Source organism: Bernardetia aquimarina (genome assembly GCF_042180575.1).
Taxonomy (GTDB): Bacteria; Bacteroidota; Bacteroidia; order Cytophagales; family Bernardetiaceae; genus Bernardetia.
Window position 1 is genome coordinate 4,668,570 of sequence record NZ_CP170094.1, and the last position, 18,375, is coordinate 4,686,944.

At 30.6% G+C, this 18,375-nt stretch carries 12 protein-coding genes; 7 read left to right on the forward strand and 5 right to left on the reverse strand.

Annotated features, from left to right (window positions below):
• Positions 1-27 precede the first annotated feature (27 nt).
• The 3 genes from ACE193_RS19935 (at position 28) to ACE193_RS19945 (ending at position 3,696) form a co-directional block, all read left to right on the forward strand.
• Positions 28-1,992, forward strand: a complete 1,965-nt coding sequence (locus ACE193_RS19935) for a PAS domain-containing protein (protein WP_375559964.1) — start codon at positions 28-30, stop codon at positions 1,990-1,992.
• 92 nt (positions 1,993-2,084) lie between these two features.
• Complete coding sequence (locus tag ACE193_RS19940) at positions 2,085-2,930, forward strand: hypothetical protein (RefSeq protein WP_375559965.1); 846 nt, start codon at positions 2,085-2,087, stop codon at positions 2,928-2,930.
• Positions 2,920-3,696: a hypothetical protein gene (locus ACE193_RS19945; protein WP_375559966.1), complete on the forward strand. Its 777-nt coding sequence runs from the start codon at positions 2,920-2,922 to the stop codon at positions 3,694-3,696. Before ACE193_RS19940 ends, ACE193_RS19945 begins: the two co-directional genes overlap by 11 nt.
• A gap of 33 nt (positions 3,697-3,729) precedes the next feature.
• Here the strand turns inward: ACE193_RS19945 and ACE193_RS19950 are convergent, their stop codons facing one another.
• On the reverse strand, positions 3,730-6,096 hold the full coding sequence (locus ACE193_RS19950) for a carboxypeptidase-like regulatory domain-containing protein (RefSeq protein WP_375559967.1): 2,367 nt from the start codon (positions 6,094-6,096) through the stop codon (positions 3,730-3,732).
• A 394-nt stretch (positions 6,097-6,490) separates the two neighbouring features.
• Here ACE193_RS19950 and ACE193_RS19955 point away from each other — a divergent pair, with 394 nt between their 5' ends.
• Both ACE193_RS19955 and ACE193_RS19960 read left to right on the forward strand, forming a co-directional pair.
• The gene (locus ACE193_RS19955; protein WP_375559968.1) at positions 6,491-9,562 is read left to right on the forward strand and encodes an Eco57I restriction-modification methylase domain-containing protein; all 3,072 of its coding nucleotides are present in this window, start codon (positions 6,491-6,493) and stop codon (positions 9,560-9,562) included.
• 1 nt (position 9,563) lies between these two features.
• Positions 9,564-10,217, forward strand: coding sequence for a hypothetical protein (locus ACE193_RS19960; protein WP_375559969.1), 654 nt, complete (start codon positions 9,564-9,566; stop codon positions 10,215-10,217).
• Here ACE193_RS19960 and uvrB read toward each other — a convergent pair whose 3' ends face one another.
• Positions 10,218-12,248 (reverse strand): excinuclease ABC subunit UvrB, encoded by a 2,031-nt coding sequence (gene uvrB / locus ACE193_RS19965; RefSeq protein WP_375559970.1) that lies wholly within the window; start codon positions 12,246-12,248, stop codon positions 10,218-10,220.
• Positions 12,249-12,471: 223 nt separating this feature from the next.
• Between uvrB and ACE193_RS19970 the strand changes: the two genes are divergently transcribed.
• Positions 12,472-13,236 carry an HNH endonuclease gene (locus tag ACE193_RS19970; RefSeq protein WP_375559971.1) on the forward strand — a complete coding sequence of 255 codons (765 nt, stop codon included), beginning with the start codon at positions 12,472-12,474 and terminating at the stop codon, positions 13,234-13,236.
• Positions 13,237-13,240: 4 nt separating this feature from the next.
• Here the strand turns inward: ACE193_RS19970 and ACE193_RS19975 are convergent, their stop codons facing one another.
• Positions 13,241-14,182, reverse strand: a complete 942-nt coding sequence (locus ACE193_RS19975) for a DUF368 domain-containing protein (RefSeq protein WP_375559972.1) — start codon at positions 14,180-14,182, stop codon at positions 13,241-13,243.
• 132 nt (positions 14,183-14,314) lie between these two features.
• The gene (locus tag ACE193_RS19980; protein WP_375559973.1) at positions 14,315-15,508 is read right to left on the reverse strand and encodes a murein hydrolase activator EnvC family protein; all 1,194 of its coding nucleotides are present in this window, start codon (positions 15,506-15,508) and stop codon (positions 14,315-14,317) included.
• Between the two features lie 717 nt (positions 15,509-16,225).
• Between ACE193_RS19980 and ACE193_RS19985 the strand changes: the two genes are divergently transcribed.
• Complete coding sequence (locus ACE193_RS19985) at positions 16,226-17,596, forward strand: tetratricopeptide repeat protein (protein ID WP_375559974.1); 1,371 nt, start codon at positions 16,226-16,228, stop codon at positions 17,594-17,596.
• 127 nt (positions 17,597-17,723) lie between these two features.
• Here the strand turns inward: ACE193_RS19985 and ACE193_RS19990 are convergent, their stop codons facing one another.
• Entirely contained in the window at positions 17,724-18,326 is a 603-nt protein-coding gene (locus tag ACE193_RS19990) for a GNAT family N-acetyltransferase (RefSeq protein ID WP_375559975.1), read from the reverse strand.
• Positions 18,327-18,375 lie beyond the last annotated feature (49 nt).

Genomic DNA, 18,375 nt, shown 5'->3' on the forward strand with positions numbered 1-18,375 from the left:
TTTTCTTAAGTAATAAGTTTTTTCATAATGCCTCACCCCAATAAATTTTTTAAGTTACTAAAATTAAAAAATGCTCTTTTTTTTAAAATAAATAGAGGTGGGCTTATCCAGCAAATAACATCAGATGAAGGGAGAATTTCTTCATTTTCAAAGTCAGAGTTTAAGTCTTTTGAAGAGTTAATAGATTCTAGTTTATTAAGTTATTTTCCAAGTGATATAGAAATACATATCAATGAATTAGTTTTTAAGACTGCAAACTCTCATAGCATCAATTCTCTGACACTTAATCAAATGCTACATACTGACTTGCCTTTTTCTATCAAAATGCAAGCTATGCCATTAGAAAATTCTCAAGTAGGTGTTTGGGTTTCTATTTATAAGGAAGATAATATTTCTACAGCATTTCATGAGCGTATGCCTGTGATGTTGCTTTATCTAAATGAGCAAGGAGAAGTGATATGGGCAAATCAGCAATTTTATAGAAAATCTAAATTTGATGAAAGTCAGTTGGTTACAGAACATGTAAGAGAGTTTTTGAAAATTAATCTCAAAATTTCTCAGCGTGATGCCCTACAAATCAAAGAACCAACTATACGAACCGAGTATTTGCTTTTGTGTGGAGATGGTACAAAATTGATTGTCATACTTTCAGCTATTAATCAATATGATGAAGAGGGACGTTTTTTATGTACTTCGGTAGTTTTGAGAGATATTTCTAAGATGAAATATACACAAGTAGAATTAGAATATCAAAAACTAGCGATTGACGAATCGGCGATTGTAGCAGCCACAGATGTAAAAGGAGATATTATTTATGTTAATGATAAATTTTGTGAGATTTCGAAGTATGAAAGAAGTGAGTTGTTAGGACAAAATCATAGACTTCTAAAATCTGACCATCACTCCGACGAGTTTTTTATAAATATGTGGAAGGTAATTTCTTCTGGAAAAGTTTGGAGAGGAGAAGTTTGTAATATTAATAAAGAAGGAAATATTTACTGGGTTTATACTACGATTATTCCTTATATGAATGAAAATAATCGTCCTTATCGTTATCAAGCTATTCGATTTGAGATTACAGAAAGAAAGAAATTAGAAGCTGAAATAGTAAATTATACACAAGGATTAGAAAAATTAGTAGAAGAACGCACCCAAGAATTAAGTCAGAAAACAGAGTTATTGAAAGAAATAAATGAAGAAACTATCCAACAAAATGAAAAATTAGAAGCAAAAAATAGATACATTCAGAAAAGTATCAATTATGCCAAGCGTATTCAAGATTCTATTTTACCAAAAGAAGAACTTTTACCTAAAACTTTAAAAGAATATTTTATCTTTTTTCAGCCAAAAGATGTAGTAAGTGGAGATTTTTATTGGTGGCATCACAATGAAATAACAGATTGTTGGTTTATAGCTGCCGTAGATTGCACAGGTCATGGTGTACCAGGGGCATTTATGTCTATGATTGGAAGTACACTATTAGATGAAACCATTAAAACAAAAAATATTACTAATCCAGCTCATATTCTTAAAGAAATGCAAGAACAAATTGCACAACTTTTGCAACAAAACTTTACTAATAACAGAGATGGAATGGATATGGCGATTGTAACACTTAATAAAAAACAAAGGAAAATTTATGTTGCAGGAGCAAAAAACCCAGTGTTTTTGATTCAAAATGGAAAAGAATATTGGATAAAAGGAGATAGAATGAGCATTGGAGGAAAGCAACTTTTTTCGAAAGAATTTACAGCTCATGAATTTGATTGGATAGAGGGAACACAGATTTATCTTTTTTCAGATGGTTATCAAGACCAGTTTGGAGGGCATAATGGACAAAAATTTATGCGAAAAAATCTAAAAGAATTGATTAGTAAGAATAGGCATCTATCTATGCCAAAACAAAAAGAAGTTTTAGCTGATACATTAGAAAATTGGCGAAGTGGTCATAATCAAATAGATGATATTCTAGTTATGGGATTTACATTATAAAACAAAAAGCCTTTTCATTTATTTGGGAAGGCTTTTTTTATAAATACAAATTTTTATTCTTATCTTGATACAATTATCAAAAAGATAAAACGATGAAATTAATCAGAAAATTCAATCCATTCAATCCAATTTTACCAGCACTTTGTTTGTTGATTGCTTTTGCTTGGGTGGGATATGATAGTTTTTTTAGAGAGAAATATAGTGAGGAGGAGAAAATATATTTTGGTGCTGCTATTGGAGAAATTGAAAGTTTATACTATAAATATCGTAACGATACTGATAAAATGATGAATATAAGTTGGGGGTTTGACTATGAGTATTGTTTGAGGGGGACTTATATAAAATTTGGAAGAAGAGGAGAAGCAGGAAAGCTAGGCGATTTTGTTAGTAAACTTGTTGCAGAAAATTTTTATGGTATTGATTTTTCAGAAGAAATAAATATTAGCCACATATTTGAAGCTTATATTGAAGAAGCTAAAAAATTAGATATTCTTTTAGCAGAAAAATATGAAAATTTTGAATTAGAAAATGGACTTTCAGATAAAGAACTTAATCAAGTTTATTTTTCTCACGATAGTGTACAAAGCATGTATCACTTGGCTAGGTTCAAAATGCAGTTAGCGAAAATGTATCACGATGATATTAAACTATTACTAAAATACCGTATTGAAAACGTAATAAAAGAAAGAACAAGTAAGCCTCATATTGCTCCTTACATAGTAGATAAGACAGGAGAAGTATATATGCATGTAACTTTGCCTTTCGATACGCTGCATACAAAAATAGCTTTTCCAAAGGGAGTACCTACTCAATTTGATGAAAATGGACATTTGATAATTCCTTCTTCATTGAGAAATTCAACTGCCGAAATAGGAGTTAGAATTAATTGCTCAACATCAGACACCACTTATCATTACAAAGAAGAATATGAAAACTAAATTATATACATCAATTTTCTTGTGGTTAGTTCTTACAATCTTAGTAGTTTCTTATTCTTTGAAAAATCAAGAGAAAGAACTCAAAGCGATTGAAACTACAAAAACAATCATATTAAATACTCACAAGGAATATTATGAAAAGAAATTAAGCGATACTGAAGAGTCTATCAATGATATGAGAAACAACCCTAGAGATAGAAAAGTACAAGATACAGTAGAGATGGGAAAGATTTTAATAGATTCTATGTTTGAAAATGGAGGAATACAAACTGAAATTATAATGCCTTTTTTGTATAAAAGTTTTCAAGATAAGTGGAATCAATATGCATTACAACATTCTGTAAAACCATTAGAAAAGTATAAAGGAACAAATGAAATTTTGAAACAGATTCATCCATTAGCAGATTATCAGTTTTATTATAAGCACTTATATAATCGTTACGATTTGATATATGGTGGAATTTCGTGTGGCTTTAGTATAAACCTAATAAGGAAGTCAAGTGATACAACTTTAGCATTACAGCCAACAGGTTTTCCATTTCTTAATTACACGAAAGAACCTATATTTACAATCCAATCTGTTGATAAAAATATAAAGATAGATGGCTATTGGAAGCTATCTTTTGATAAAAATGCTACAAAACCAATCATTTTTCAAACCAATGAGTACACAAAAACAGACACCATAAGAAAGCGCTATCAAATCAAACCACAGCAAGGAAAGAAGTTAGGGGCTTTTGATTACGAAGAGATAGAAATGAAATAGATTTTCAAATTCTATCCCTTCCTTAAAAAAATATCAAAATTCTATTTTATAAGTAATATTTGGAATGACTAAAGTTTGTTTGTCTTTATCGATTGTGTTTGTTCTGAAATTATATTGATAGCCATAAAATTCTTTTGCTGCAAGGGCATTCAAGACTTGTAAAGACCATATACTATGGTGTTTTGATTTATTTTTTTGATAATTAAATGATAAATGTGTAAGGAATGGATTTGGTTTTTGTTCTTCAAAAGCACGACTTTCATCAAAGATAATTTCTTGATTCGAAATTGAAGCTGCATAATCCACAGGCATAATACGCTGTCCTCCTTGATAGGCAAATCTTAAACTAAGTCCTAGTACATTATTATCTTTTTTACCAACATTCCATTCTTTTCCAATGAGTGCATTAGCAATAAACTGCTGATTAAAACGAGTATCACGCCAAATTTTATCTCCTCCTTGATACGTAGAATTGAATAAAGAAAGTGTAAATAGATAGAAAAAACCTTTATCCAAAAACTTTTCTGCTGTAATATCTAAACCATAATTTCGTCCTTTTCCTTCATTAACAAAAGCATCATTGATAAACCAACTTTGAGTTAAATTAATTAGAGAAGACGAAGTATTTGCAATCACAGGAACATTAAATAGTTCTTGATAATAGGTTTCTACTTTCAAGCGCAAGGTAGAAGAAAGCATTTTTTGATAACCCAAAGTAAGATGATGCGCCTTTGTAAAATCTAAATCTTTATTCAAATACTCTGATGTATTTCTATCTTTTACCAAATAAATATAAATTGGCTCAACTCGGCTATGAAGTCCATATCCAAAAGTCAGTGTTTGTTTTTTGGGTAATCTATATTCAAAAGACAAACGAGGCTCAATACTAAATTTTTCTGTAATAGCTAAATATTGAAAATGACTTCCAATATTCATTGTAAAATTAGGACTTACATCTATCAAAGACTGTGTATAGGCTTGAAAGTGAAGAGCTTGGTCATTCGATTTTACTAATGTTTCCAAATTATTAGTTTCTTGTTTTTGCTTTAATTCTATATCATATTGCAAAAGGTTTGTAATAATTCCTGTGCGATTGATATGTTTTTTTCCTAACTGAACATTCAAATAACTAGAAAAAGTATGTTTGAGAAGGTTATTTTTGATTTGATTAGAAGGCTGTAAACTATTATTTTCTGTATTTAAGCGACTTGTTTTGATAGAAATTCCACTTCCAGAACTTGTAAAATTAGTATTCAGATACCCTATTTTTCCTAAATGAATGCGATGATTTAGTCCTACTGCACCCATATATTGTTTGTTGTCAGCTTCTTCAAAATCACTTTCATACTCACGTTCTGTGGAATCTGTTTGAGCTAATTGACCTGATTTATCTAGCGCACTAATTCCCCAAATTGAAAATGTACCTGCTTTTTTGGTGGGCAAATTAATCTTAAAAGTAAAATCTTGATAACTTGTTCCACCTGCTTCTTCTGGCAATAAAGGAGAAATCAACCCCAACATAGAATATCTATAATTGAAAATATAAGAGGCTTCTTTTCCTTGTTTGAAAGCTCCTTCTGAAGCAAAATCAACTCCTAAAGCTCCAATCTGAACGGCATGACTACGTTTGTCTGTTTTTCCATTTCGAATTTTCATATCAAAAACACCTGATAGAGCATTTCCATATTCAGCAGGAAAAGCACTCAAAAGAAAATCTGAATTGGCAAGTAAATGACTACTCAAAGCTGTCAAGCCTCCACCTCCAAAAGTTTCTAAGTCAGCAAAATGATTTGGATTTGGAATTTCTACGCCTTCTATGCGCCAAAGCATTCCCTTTGGGCTATTTCCACGAACAACGACACCATTATTGTCTATTTCGCTAGTTGCGACACCTGCAAAAGCAGAAGCCAAACGAGCAGGGTCATCAAAACCACCTGCATAACGACGAGCTTCTTCCATACTCAATGTTCTTCCTCCTGACAAAACCATTACATTTTTTGGTGTTCCGTGTTCTTCTTGAGCTGTAATTACAACGCCTTCCAAATCAATACCACCATCTTTCAAACGCATTTCGACAACAGTTTCATTGAGCGAATTAACAATCACTTCCATCTGCCTAGTTTGAAAACTGACATAACTTACCTGCAAAATATGACGACCAATAGGAACATTTTTGATTTTGAAATTTCCTACGCTATCCGTAGTAACGCCCATTAGAGGTTCAGTATTCAAAATAATTACATTAGCAAAAGGTACAGGTTGTCCAGTTCCTTCTTCCAATACTTTACCACTAATGGTTTGTGTAAGTGTTTGGCTATTTGCATTACCAATTAAAAATAAAGAAAAAATAGTGAGTAGTATAAATTTGCTTAAAACGGTGTGATTTCGTTGTGTGTTCATTGTTGCGATTTAGATTTTTTGAGTTGAAAAATATTCTTTACCCAAACGACGCATCTAAATCGTACTTACCCTACGTTTTGATTCCTTTAAATCTTGTTAATTATTTTTTTATAGGTAGCTTTATACATTTTTTTAGGGTAAACGCATGAAAAAAATTGTACTTGTTTAAAGCAAATCAAGCTAGTTTTTAACTTTGTAAATTAAATATACTCTGATAATTTAAGTGTGTTTAAACACACTTAAAGTAGTATAAAAAGTTTCGTGCGTTTACCCTACATTTTTTAAAATTATTCCGTAATTCTGAAAATAAAATTGTAAGTTTGCAATTTTTTTCGCAATATTGCTAAATATAAGAGCAATTTTTCAACTCTCTTTTGGTTTATATCATTTCATTATGTTAGACAATCTTAAAAATATTGGGTTTTCCGAACAAACAGGTTTAGTTATCATTGATGAAAATTATATCAAGAAAACTAAGCACGATGGAGAAATACTGCATATTGAAGAAAGGGTTAAGAAATTTGGAACTACTAAAGATTTATTTGGAAAAGAAGAGTATATTATTTCTGCTGTCTTGTTTCGTAGATATTATAATCAACAAGAAGAAATAATTGATTCAAAACCTGCTGTTTATATTATAGAGAAAGACAACTTTGTAAATACACCAGAACATAAAAAATTACATTCTAAGATATGGAGTGCTGGAGAAATTGATGTTTATATAATCTTAGATAATAAAAGGATAGATATTTTTAACGCTCATCGTCCTGTTGAAGAAGGTAAGAGTAAAAAAGACTTCCCTTTAGCAAATTTACGTCTTGCAAGTGAGAGTATAAAAAAATTCGATGATTATCGTTTTTCTGCTTTTTTATTTACCAAAGGAGTATTTTGGGAACAAAATGATTTCTCTAATAAGGAAAAACCTGCATTTTTTAATAATCAACTAAAAGAGGAAAATTCAGCTTCTTATAAGTTACTTAATGAACTCTTAGAAACTAGACAGAAATTCGAAGTAAATTTTGGAAATACCATTTCTTCGATAGTCAGAGATAGATTTATTATTATTTGTTTGTTAGTAAAATTTCTTGAAGGAATCGCAGAAGATACAGGTTATGGAAATAGCAAACACACACTAAAAGAAATTTATAAGGATAAAAATATATCTTCTTTTGAAGAAGCATTAAAAAATGGAAATGTTGCTTTAGAAATATTAGAAGAGCTAGGAACTGAATTTAACGGAAAAATATTTGATATTTCAGAAAAAATCCCTATAGAAGATAGATTGGAAACAGTTAATACAGAGGTCAGAAAGAGCTTTCTGGAAGATTTATCTTATTTTTTAAGTGCAGATGTAAATATAAAAACAGGACAGTATGTAATTTGGAAACAATACGATTTTAATTTTATTCCTGTCGAACTTATTAGTGCCATTTATGAAAAATTCTTGCCTGTACAAAAAGCTGTAGTTTACACACCTCCTTTTTTAGTTAATTTCTTGGTAGATGAAGTAATGCCTATTTCTAAGCCAAAACTTTTGCAAAATAACCAGTTTAAAGTTTTAGATCCATCTTGTGGTTCAGGCGTTTTTTTAGTGGCTGCATATAAAAGACTTCTTCAATGGTGGACTATAAATAAATATAGAGAAACAGGAAAAATAGAACAACCTAATAAAGAAGTTTGTCAAGAAATTTTACAAAAAAATATTTTTGGTACTGATATAGAAGAAACAGGAACAGCTACATTAATTACTGTTTTTAGTCTTACAATTGCTTTATTAGACAAACTTTCTCCTAAAGAAATTTGGAATAATCTAAAATTTGACGACTTAAAAGAGAATATTCACAATGAAAATTTTTTTACTTGGTCAACTCATACAGAAAATAAGAATTTTGACTTAGTAATTGGAAATCCCCCTTTTAACAATGACCACTCTTTGACCGTAAAAGTTACTCAAAAAGTATTGAAAGACGTTGGTGTTAAACACACAAAGGTTACAAAAAATCATTTTGCTTTACAATTCTTTGAAGGCGCAATGACACTTGGTAGCAGAGTTTGTTTAATAATTCCTTCAAGTGTTCTACTTTATAATAAAAGTGATGTAGCAAAGGGATATAGAAAAAATATTTTTACAGATTTTACAGTTAATAAAATTTTTGATTTTACTCATTTGAGAGAAAGCCTTTTTGTAAGAAAAGGAGAAGAAAAGAAAAAAGGAAGAGTACCAACTTGTGCTATTATAGCTCAAAATAAACCATCTGAAAATCAATCAATAGAACATATTGTAGTCAAGAAGACTGCAAAGTCTGAAAAGAAAATAAGATTTGAAATAGATTACTATGATTGTCATTTTATTCGTTTTCAAGATGCCATAGATGGTAGCAAACATTTTATTTGGAAAACAAATCTTTTAGGTGGTGGGCGTTTGTTTTATTTGATTAAGAGATTAAGTTTATTAGATAACTTAGATAAGTTTATTTCAAATCATAAAAAATGGCTTTATAATTTAGGTTACATAACTAGACATAAAAACAAAAAAGGGATAGCTGCTGATTTTATTACCAATCAACATACAATAAAACCTAAATCTTTTAATGAGAAAGGGCTGTTTTTGACAGTAGTTGAAAAGGAAAAGACATTTGTAGAAACTAGAGAGAAAGAACTTTACACTCCTCCTCATATAATTTTTAAATTAGTTGTTGAATATTCAAAAATACCTATGACTTTTAGTGATAAATATTTATGCTTTAATAGTAGTTTTGTGGGTATTTCTGCACCAGAAGAAGATAAAGAAAAACTTTATGAAGTTTATGATAGATTACATGTTAATGAAACAACATCTAATCTATATCGTGCATTTATATTAGCTACAAGTTCTAAAGCCTTAGTATATCATGAAACATCTATTGTAAAAGATGATATAGATGATTTGCCTTATCCTAAGGATAACAAATATTTATTACCTTCTAACTTAGAAAAAATAGTAATAAACGATATTGTTAGTTATTACAGACATCTAGGAAAATCAATCAATAAAGGTTTTGCAGGAGAGATTTTTTATAATGATGTTTCTAAAGAACAACTAAAAAGCTATGGCGAAATATTCTGTCAAACAATAAATCCGATGCATGAAGAAAGAGGAATGAAATGGCAGATAGGAGAAGTCAGTCAAACACTAAATAGAGATTTTATTATTTATCAATTTGTTTTCGGTTTGCCTATTGATAATAATTCTTTTTCTATAAATAAAAATCAATCTTTTAAGGATATAAAATTCAGTGAGCTTATTTTTAATTCACAAGAAAATCAATCTGCTATATTTACTAGGTTAGTGCGTTTTTACGAAAGTGATGATGATTTTGATTATTTGATTTTGATAAAACCTGTTGCAACTCGTTATTGGCTAGATTCTATTGCTATACGTGATGCAGATGATACTATTTCTGACTATTATCAAACTGAAAAATGATATGGCGAAACCTAAAATAAGACATAAAAAACAAACCACAATACAATTATTGTTAACAACTTTAGAAGCTGCTTTAGTAACTTTTAAAACTTCTCAAGTTTTTAAAGATCGTTATCATGATGGAATCGGTGAAGATGATTTAACATCTGCATTGAGATTTCATTTAGATGGTGAATGTTCTAATAAAGGTTTATCATTTGCTTTTGAAACACAATCCCCACAAGGTAATAGACGTAGTTCTGATATTGCTGTTCAATTAAAGGGAACAAATGGAGATTATATTTTCTTTATTGAAGCTAAATGGACAAATGCTCCAGATTATGTTTATTCAAATACTGGAGCTATAAAAAGATTTAAAAATTTAGATCACGGGATAAACAACACAAACCCTAATTATCCTTATAAATATGTTAAAGAAAGTGCTGTAATAGGTTATCATGAGTTAAAACAGAATTTTCAAACAACGCAAAAAAAAATAAATAGTAAAATTCAATCTCTACTACCACCAACTATTTGTGAATTTGGACTTACTTGGGATAATACTGAATTACTCCAAAGTATTAAACAAGGTAATTTTGATAGTCATATTTCAAATCATACAAGAAAAGATGGTAGTATTATAACTCTATATCATCTTTGGATAAAAATAAAATAACTACTCTGCCTTCACTTTTTCCTCTCTCAGATTCTGTAATTCTTGCCATTCATCACGCAGGCGTGCAGCTTCCATAAAATTGAGTTCCTTGGCTGCTTTTTCCATTTTTCGTTTAGTTTGGTCAATCACTTTTGAGAGTTCCTTAATATTCATTCCCTTAATAACTGGGTCAATAACAATAGTCATTTTAGATTCTTCGTAAAATTCTTTTGGCAATGACTTGGAATCAGCAACCGAAGTTTGTTTCATAATGGCTTCTTTTGACTTAAATACAGTTGTTGGCGTAATTCCGTTGGCTTTATTATATTCTTGCTGAATTTTACGACGACGGTTTGTTTCATCAATCGAAAGGCGCATCGAAGGCGTAATTTTGTCAGCATACATAACCACATGACCATTTGAGTTACGAGCAGCACGTCCGATAGTTTGGATAAGCGAACGTTCATTTCTCAAAAACCCTTCTTTATCTGCATCTAAAATAGCCACTAAAGAAACTTCTGGTAAATCCAATCCTTCACGCAGCATATTTACACCAATCAAAACATCAATTACTCCCAAACGAAGTTCACGAATAATTTCTATTCTATCCAAAATCTTTACGTCAGAGTGAATATAGCGTACTTTTATTTGTAGCTGTTCGAAATATTTACTCAATTCCTCTGCCATTCGCTTCGTAATTGTGGTAATCAAAGCACGTTCTCCATTGGCAATCGTTTTATCAATTTCATTCAAAAGGTCGTCGATTTGTGTGCGTGTCGGACGAACCTCAATAAGTGGATCAAGAAGTCCAGTAGGTCGGATAATCTGTTCTACAATAACGCCTTCACTTTTTTGCAATTCATAATCAGCAGGCGTAGCCGTAACAAAAACAGCTTGGTCAATCATCGATTCAAATTCATTGAAAGTAAGTGGACGATTATCAAGCGCAGCAGGTAAACGGAAACCGTGATCAACAAGCGAAATTTTACGAGAACGGTCGCCTCCCCACATCGCACGAATTTGTGGAACAGTTACGTGGCTCTCATCAATTATCAATAAAAAATCTTTTGGGAAATAATCTAACAAACAAAATGAACGTTCGCCAGCTTTTCTATTATCAAAATAACGTGAATAATTCTCAATTCCAGAACAATAACCTAACTCTTTCATCATCTCTAAATCCGATTCGGTGCGTTCTTTTATACGTGCAGCTTCCTCAAAACGCCCTTCATTTTCATAAAAACGGATTCGGTCTTCCATATCAAACTCTATTTCTTCCATTGCTCTTGTAATTGTGTCTTTGCTCGTTACAAAAAGACTTGCAGCAAACAAAAGCATATAATCTTCATCATTTATTTTCTTTCCTGAAATTGGATCTATGCGTTGGATTGCCTCAATTTCATCTCCCCAAAAATAAATTCTATATGCAATATCAGCATATGCAGGATAAATATCGACAGTATCTCCTTTTACTCTGAATGTTCCTCGTGCAAATTCTTCTTCACTTCGGCTGTACATTATGGCTACCAAATCTAATAAAAAAGCATTGAGAGAAATCATATCTCCTGTACTTATTTTAAGGCTATTTTCTGCAAATTCATTTGGATTTCCCAAACCATAAATACACGAAACAGAAGCTACCACAACTACATCTTTTCGCCCAGAAAGTAACGAAGCTGTCGTACTCAATCGAAGCTTTTCAATATCTTGATTGATGGCTAAATCTTTTTCGATATACGTATCCGATGCCGAAATATAGGCTTCTGGCTGGTAATAATCGTAATACGAAATGAAGTATTCGACAGCATTATCAGGAAAAAACTGTTTAAATTCTCCATAAAGTTGTGCTGCTAAGGTTTTATTATGACTAATAATTAGCGTCGGACGGTTTAATTTTTCAATGACATTTGCCATCGTAAACGTCTTTCCAGAACCTGTTACACCCAAAAGCACTTGAAAATCTTCGCCTTCTTCAATTCCTTTTACTAAAGAAGCAATAGCTTTTGGTTGGTCGCCTGTTGGTTTGTAGGGAGAATCTATACGGAAATTCATATTTCAGTTATTTTTTTGAAACACACAACTGTGTGTTTGTACCAGTAAATCTCTTTTCATTTCTTCGAAATGATTTATTCAAAACTTCTGAATTAATCTAAACAAAGATAACTAACTAGAAGAGAAATGTTTTTTGAATTTTGGAGAAATTAATCTGAAAGGACATAAAAACTAAATTTCAAATTTCAACATATTTAGTGTTTGAATACAAAATACTCATATTATGCAAACAAAGGCTATTAGAAAATCATATCGTAATGTAAAATGGTGCAATTTTGCTAAACAGGTTAAAGAAAGAGATAACTTATTATGTACAAAATGCAATAGACCTGAACCAAATGTTATTCTACAAGTACATCATAAAAGGTATGTAAATGGGAAATCTCCTTGGGAATATGAGTTAAATGACTGTGTTACTCTTTGTAAAGGTTGTCATGCAAGGGAACACAGAATTATAGAACCAAATGAAGATTGGACTCTGATTGAAACTCATGATTTAGGAGATTTGAGTGGGATATGTGAACGGAGGAATTGTGATACAAGCATAAGACATGAAAATATTATTTACCATGCTAATTGGGGTTATTTAACTGTTGGTAGTACTTGTGTTGAATATTTAACAGATGAAGAGCAGAAATTGAGTCAAGATATAATTAAGATATATAAAAGTATAAGTAGATTTATTAATTCGTCTGAATGGGAAAAAGGTGTAACAGAAAAAGGAGCAAATTTTATTTATACCAAATATAATCACCACTTCTTGAGAATATATGGAAATGAAAATTATGCTTTTCAAATTGGTCTAAAGAAAAAAAGAATAAAGTACTATGACTATCAGAAAACAATACAGGTTGATAGTAAAAAAATATCACAAATAAAGCAGTTAGCATATATAACTCTTAGAGGAATTAGCACAACTGACGAAAAAGAAAAAGAATTATTGAGAAATATTTATAAAAATAAAAATACAAGAGATATTAATCGATAATATCTTATCTCAATTCCTTATTCCCAAAATACTCAATAGAAGCCACCAAAATAGCACCAATAAGCATCAGACCAAGAGCCATAAAAAAATGAGTGTCTATTTCTGGAATGTAGCGCATAGTTTCCAATACTTTTACTTTTCCATGAATAATTTCGCTTCTCAAAACTTTTTTCCAAGGATAAATAATAGAAAGCGAACCCAAAACAAAACCTGTTAGAATAGCTAAAAGAGAGTTTTCATAATGATGAAAAAGCCAAGAAAGTACTTTTGCAAAAGACAAAATTCCTGTAATTGCTCCTAAAGCAAAAGGAATAATAATCCAAAGACAAGCCATAATAGCAGTAACATCCAAACTAAGAATAGCCGAAGGTAAATCACTAAGTGCACCAATAACAAGAGCATAATTTCCCAAAAGTAAAAGTACAAAAGAACCTGAAACTCCAGGTAAAATCATACTACAAATAGCAATAAAACCACAAAAAAACAGATAAAAAGGATTTGAACTACCTTCTACTTGTCCACTAAAAGAAATTCCGATTGCTAAAGCTGCGCCAATCAAAAACCAAATAATAGTAGAAATATTCCATTCTTTTATTCGTCTGCCTACTACCCAAACGGTTGCTATGATAAGTCCGAAGAAAAAAGACATTGTCAAAATTTCGTGATTTGCTAATAAATACTTGAATAATTTTGCAAGCGTAATAAAACTGGTTGCTATTCCAGCAAAAAGAGCAATCAAGAAAATTAAATCTGTTTTTTGAGCAAACTCTTTAAATTTTCCTTTAAAAAGAAGACGTAATACAGGAAGAGAAAAACTTCCAATCGCTTCTAAAAGGCGTTCATAAATTCCCATCAAAAAAGCAATCGTTCCACCAGAAACCCCTGGTACTACATCGGCTGCACCCATTGCCATTCCTTTCAAATACCATAAAATTGGATTTTGCATAAATCAGTTATCAGTAATTAGTTATCAGTTACCAGTGAATTTCAATTTCATTATATAAAAGAAATTTGTATTCCTCTGTAACTTTGTGAACTCTGTGTTTAAAAAAATAAATAGCTTGTAATTGTTAAAATGTTATTTACTTATCCAATGTTCAGGATTAAGTTTTTCTTGATGCCTCCAAATTTGAAATTCAATTTCGTAGGTGTCGTCTTTATAACTTCCTGCTGTTCCGATAGGCTGTTTTGCACTTATTTTGTCGCCTGTTTTTATTTTGACAGTTTTTAGACGAGAATACACCGTAAAATAATCTCCATGTTGAATGATTACTAAATAACCTCGCCCAGCAATTTCACTTACATCAACTACTTTTCCTGCGAAAACAGAGCGTACAGGTTCGTTAGGTTGCGTTTGAATGTCAATACCTAGTTTTTCTATTTTTACAACAGGCTTCCCTTCTTCTTCTGGCAAATAAGGCTGAATACCAAAGTGAGCTGAGATAAAGCCATTTTTTACAGGCCAAACAATTCTTCCTTTAGATTTGGCAAAAGAAGTAGAAGTCATTTTTTCACTTGTCGAAAGACTTGCCGAAAATTCTGAATTATTAATCGTTTTACTAATCAGATTATCAACTTCTTTTAATATTTTTCTTTCTTTACTTAGGTTTGCGAGTAGTTTTGATTCTTTTACTTTAAAGGTTTTGAGAATTTGTTTTTGTTTACTTTTCAAGGCTGCAAGTTCTTTTTCTTCTTTGGTTTGAACTTTCAAAAGAGATTGTTTTTCTGTTTTATTTTGTTGAAGTTGAGAAGTTCGTTTGCTTAGATTTTGCTTAACGTACTCTATTTGCTTGATTTGTTCTCTACGAAGTAAATTGTATTTTTGAAAATAACGCAAACGAGCCAATAATTCATTAATAGAACTAGAAGCTAAAAGAAGAGAAAGTTTTTCATAACGACTATTATTTTTATAAGCAAGATAGAGCATAATGCCATATTCGTGTTTGAGTTCTGCTAAATCTTTCTCTAATGATTCTACAATATTCTGATTTTCTCTTATGGATTCATCCAATAATTTGAGTTCCTTTCCAATTACTTGAACGAGCTGTTTTCGTTGATTTATTTGTCCATTGATGGCTGAAAGCGAACTCATTGTCGTTTTTTTCTCTTTTTGAGTTCGTTTTAGTATTCGGTTGGTGTTTGTTATTCTACTCAAAATAGTAGAGCGTTCTTTTTCAAGTTGTTTTTTACGTTGGGAAAAACTAGCATTAGTATTCGCAAAGAATAAAAATGTAGAAAATAGAGCTATAAAAAGTAGTTTGAGTAACTTCATCAAATTTTTAAAATAATAACTTCACAGATTGGAAAAAACAAATGTGTTAAGTTGTTTTTCAGACTATTCAATATTTTTTTTAGAATTAAAATCTTATAATTCCTTTTTTTAGTACAAAATAAAGTTTTTTGTTACAAAAAATTAGTAACTTTACGGCATTGAAATAAAAACTCTGTAAAAACGTAGTGCATTTGCAAATGTACATATTTTTCTAGTTATAGAGGATGAGTTTGATATTCAACCAAAAGAATTTAATGGTTTAACATATTATTTATAAGAAAAACAGGAGTATAGCGTTTTACATATAAGTTGAATTAGGTTAAGTTTATTACACACTTAATTCTTATTCAAATTGCTTTCGTGGCACATGGTTTGCAAAACAAAAGTTAATTGTGTAATCTAAAAAAATTAGGCAAAATCCAAAAATGGAGTTATATATCAAATTTCAGATATTTAATTTACTAAAGTTTTTCTTTATCCAAATTGATTTAGAACTTACACTAAGTTAATAAATAATTTTTAAAATAATTTTCAAATAAAAGGTCTTGTATTTGGCTAATTTACAGTCCTTTACTATATTGGTAATAAATTTAGTTAAATATGAAATCAGTAATTCAGAGTTGTTTTTTATTTTAGTATAAAAAAACAAACAAATAGATTGCTGTTTTATATTAAAAATATTACCTATTCTATTTCGTTACATAAAACGGTATCAATATGAAATTTAAATTACTCTTAGTTCCTATTTTATTTATAGGTTTCTTTTTTACAAATGGTGCTTATGCACAATCTGAAGGAGAGGCACTTGATGCTTTTGTAAAAGGAGAAAATTTTCGCAAGCAAAAACAATGGAAAACAGCTCTTGAGCAGTTTGATATTGCAGTAGCAAAAGACCCTTCTATTTATAAGTATCATTACAATAAAGCACTTTGTCATTTAGTGCTTCGTGAAGCTGACCCTGCTATTGCTGCTTTAGAACAAACAGTTTCTATCAAAAAAGATTTTGTAGATGCTCATGAGCGTTTGGCACGTCTTTACAAAATTACTGGAAAATATGACCAATCAGTAGCATCTTATCAAAATGCTTTTAAGTATGATACAGATCCAAAAAGAAAAACAGATTATAAACTCAATATTGTTTTGATTTTGGACAGAACAAAACGCTTAGAAGAAGCAGGCGCACATGTTGCTGACCTTAAAAAACTTGCTCCAGATGATTTGAATGTTCTTTACTATGAAGCAAAATATAGTAATGCAACAGGAAAATATGAACAAGCAAAAGAGGCTATGTTAAAAGCTACAAATGCTTTGGCTACTGATAATCCAAAAGAAAAAGCTCGTTATTTTTATGAACTCGGTTTTGCTTATCATCACTTAAAAATGTATGAGGAGAAAGAAAAAGCATTTGATAATGCTAATATTGGTCCTTTTATGGCTCGTATCACAAAATTGAGACCTCAATATTATCATGCTATTGCTCTTTCTTATTTTAAAGTATATGACTTGGATAAAAGTAAAGAATTAGTAGAGAAAGCATTAGAAATGCGTAAAGATTTTCCTCAAGCACATGACCTTTTAGTAAAGATTGCTGCTTCTGCAACAGACAAATCTGCTGTTATCGAACACCAACTCTCTTCTATTCAAACAGAACCAAATGCTGTAAAACGTTCTCAAAAATTTGCTGACCTTGCAGAGCTTCAATTAGAATCTCGTAAGTATGAAGATGCTATCAAATCAGCAGACGAATGTTTGGCTTCACAACCTAAAAATTATGCTGTTGTATTTATTAAAGCTATTGCACAGCACAAAATGGGAAGTACACAAGATGCTATCAAAACATTAGAAGATTTATTACAATTCCCAGGTATAGATTCTGAAACAAAAGCACAGTATAATTTTGCTCTTGGAATGTTTTATCAAAAACTAAATCAATCTGACCAAGCTGCTGCTGCTTTTACTCGTGCAAAATATGGCTCGTATAAATATGCTGCTTATGAGGAGTTAGAAAAATTCAAGAAAAATGATGAGGACATCGAAGAAGAAAAACTAGAAGATGTTGTAGAAGGTGCTGATACAGATGGAGAATAATATTTGCACATCTTTAATTAGATTTCTTTAAATACATAAAACCCCCTTTCTAAAATATATTAAATATTTAGAAAGGGGGTTTTATATGGTGTTCTTTATTGAAAGTAAATTTATCTACTGTTATGCTTTACCATTCTCTGAGCCAAAAAGTTAGATTATGAAACTCTTCTTTTTCTTTACCAATTTCTTTCCAAGCAATTTGAGTTTGTAAACTAGGTTGCTTTTCATATTTTCTGTGTTTCCAAAATTCTTCTAAGTTTTGGTAATTTTTAGGACAAAGAGGATGATTGTTTGTGTGATTAATTCCACAAAAAGTAGTGAACTGTCCTTCAGATATATTTTTTTTCTTAAAATAATTATTTGCCCATTTTTCTCTCTCTTCAAAAAAACGAACTCCAATTCCTTGCTTTCTATATTCTTTTTTAAGAACAGATTCTTCAAAGTAAACCCCTTTGTCTATATCATATCCTTTTGCAATAAACGGAAACTGAATAAATGTATCTGATTCATGTAAGGCAATACAAGTAGAAGCTCCAATAACATCCTTTCCATCAAAAGCAAGTACTACAGCTGCATTTTTGGCGTGGATATAAGAATATAAATAAACCTGTTCATAGTCAAAATCTCCATCATATAAATAAGGATATTCTTTAAATACCTCAATTCTAAGTCCTGCTAAATTTCGAATATAAGGTTGTATAGCGTCACCTGTAAATAATTGTATATGCATGAAAAATTGGTGTGATAAAGATGACAAAATAACAAAAACTGTTCTTCTG

Coding starts and splice junctions, on each gene's coding strand:
- ACE193_RS19935 (WP_375559964.1), top strand. CDS start 28: ATGCCTCACCCCAATAAATTTTTTAAGTTACTAAAATTAAAAAATGCT.
- ACE193_RS19990 (WP_375559975.1), bottom strand. CDS start 18,326: ATGCATATACAATTATTTACAGGTGACGCTATACAACCTTATATTCGA.
- ACE193_RS19985 (WP_375559974.1), top strand. CDS start 16,226: ATGAAATTTAAATTACTCTTAGTTCCTATTTTATTTATAGGTTTCTTT.
- ACE193_RS19940 (WP_375559965.1), top strand. CDS start 2,085: ATGAAATTAATCAGAAAATTCAATCCATTCAATCCAATTTTACCAGCA.
- ACE193_RS19945 (WP_375559966.1), top strand. CDS start 2,920: ATGAAAACTAAATTATATACATCAATTTTCTTGTGGTTAGTTCTTACA.
- ACE193_RS19950 (WP_375559967.1), bottom strand. CDS start 6,096: ATGAACACACAACGAAATCACACCGTTTTAAGCAAATTTATACTACTC.
- uvrB (WP_375559970.1), bottom strand. CDS start 12,248: ATGAATTTCCGTATAGATTCTCCCTACAAACCAACAGGCGACCAACCA.
- ACE193_RS19970 (WP_375559971.1), top strand. CDS start 12,472: ATGCAAACAAAGGCTATTAGAAAATCATATCGTAATGTAAAATGGTGC.
- ACE193_RS19980 (WP_375559973.1), bottom strand. CDS start 15,508: ATGAAGTTACTCAAACTACTTTTTATAGCTCTATTTTCTACATTTTTA.
- ACE193_RS19955 (WP_375559968.1), top strand. CDS start 6,491: ATGTTAGACAATCTTAAAAATATTGGGTTTTCCGAACAAACAGGTTTA.
- ACE193_RS19960 (WP_375559969.1), top strand. CDS start 9,564: ATGGCGAAACCTAAAATAAGACATAAAAAACAAACCACAATACAATTA.
- ACE193_RS19975 (WP_375559972.1), bottom strand. CDS start 14,182: ATGCAAAATCCAATTTTATGGTATTTGAAAGGAATGGCAATGGGTGCA.